The following is a 1,760-nucleotide window of genomic DNA, read 5'->3' as shown; positions in this document are numbered from 1 at the left end:
CCCAGACCGTTGCCCGCCGTGCCGCTGACCTGGACCGTGGCCGTCTGCCACTCGGACCACGGGCCTGACACCTGCCCCGAGGTGGACGCCCGGACCCGCCACCGGACCAGCCAGCCGTCCTTCAACTTCCCCGCCGTCACGGTGGGGGTCTGCAGGGAACACCTGCTCCACGTCGAGCACGAACCGCTCGACACCTGACCGCTGTCGGACCAGATCAGCCCCGAACCCTGAACGGGAACCGACGGATCGTGCTCGACCTCGGCGTCCAGCTTCAACGACCGCGACTCCGGATCAGCGCCGTAGGCCGAGAAGGACGGCGTCGTGGACGACAACCGCCACAACCCCGACGACAACTGACCCGCCGACACCGACAGATCCGACACCACCGGCTTGGAGATGTCGATCCGCGCCGACTGCCACTCCGACCACGGGCTCGACACCTGCCCAGAGGTGGACGCCCGGACCCGCCAGCGAACCAGCCAGCCGTCCTTCAACTTCCCCGCCGTCACGGTGGGCGTCTGCAGGGAACACCTGCTCCACGTCGAGCACGAACCGCTCGACACCTGACCGCTGTCGGACCAGATCAGCCCCGACCCCTGAACGGGAACCGACGGATCGTGCTCGACCTCGGCGTCCAGCTTCAACGACCGCGACTCCGGATCAGCGCCGTAGGCCGAGAAGGACGGCGTCGTGGACGACAACCGCCACAACCCCGACGACAACTGACCCACCGACACCGACAGATCCGACACCACCGGCTTGGAGGCGTCGATCCGCGCCGACTGCCACTCCGACCACGGGCTCGACACCTGCCCCGAGGTGGACGCGCGCACCCGCCACCGGACCAGCCAGCCGTCCTTCAACTCGCCCGCCGCCACTGTCGGCGTCTGCAACGAGCAGGGGCTCCAGGTGGAGCACGATCCGCTCGACACCCCACCGGCGGCCCACCAGATCAGCCCGCTGCCCTGCACGGCGGCCGACGGGTCGTGCTCGATCTGCGCCTCCAGCCGCAGCGACCGCGACTCCGGGTCCGCGCCGTAGGCGGAGAAGGACGGCTGCGTCGACGACAGCGTCCACAGCCCCGACACCGACTGGCCCGGAGAGACCGATGCCCCGGACACGATCGGCTTGGAGGTGTCCACCTGCGCGGACTGCCACTCCGACCACGGTCCCGCCACCTGCCCAGAGGTGGACGCCCGGACCCGCCAGCGGACCAGCCAGCCGTCCTTCAGCTTGCCCTCTGTCACGGCAGGGGTCTGCAACGAGCAGCGGCTCCAGGTCGAGCACGATCCGCTCGACACCTGGCCGCTGTCCGACCAGATCAGGCCGCTGCCCTGCCCGGCGGCGGACGGGTCGTGCTCGACCTGCGCCTCCAGCTTCAACGACCGCGACTCCGGATCGGCGCCGTAGGCGGAGAACGACGGCTGCGTGGACGGCAGCGTCCACAGTTTCGACGCGAGCTGGCCCGCCGACACCGACAGATCCGACACCACCGGCTTGGAGGTGTCCACCCGCGCGAGCTGCCAGCCCGACCACGGCCCCGCGACCAGCGCACCGGAGGCATCCGTCGACTGCACCACGGCCCGCACGCGCCAGCGGATCGACCAGCCGTTCTGGATCCCCTCCGCCGCGGGTGCCGTGTGCGAGGCCGCACACGGCTGGCCCGTGAAGCAGGTCTCCCCGAACGTCGTGCTCTGCCCCGACCAGATCAGCCCGCTGCCCTGACCCGGCACGGCCGGATCATGCTCGACCTCGGCCTC

The 1,760-nt window shown here is 70.7% G+C and carries 1 protein-coding gene; it reads right to left on the bottom strand.

Annotated elements, in window-relative coordinates; genetic code table 11:
• Window positions 1-1,760 (bottom strand): hypothetical protein (locus tag AB0J71_RS49920; RefSeq protein ID WP_364421485.1); only part of this gene is annotated, 1,760 nt, incomplete at both ends.

It is taken from the genome of Nonomuraea sp. NPDC049637, from assembly GCF_040675235.1.
In the GTDB taxonomy this organism is placed as follows: domain Bacteria; phylum Actinomycetota; class Actinomycetes; order Streptosporangiales; family Streptosporangiaceae; genus Nonomuraea.
Note: the sequence above shows the minus strand (reverse complement) of the source record. Positions and strands in the feature narration are given on the sequence as shown.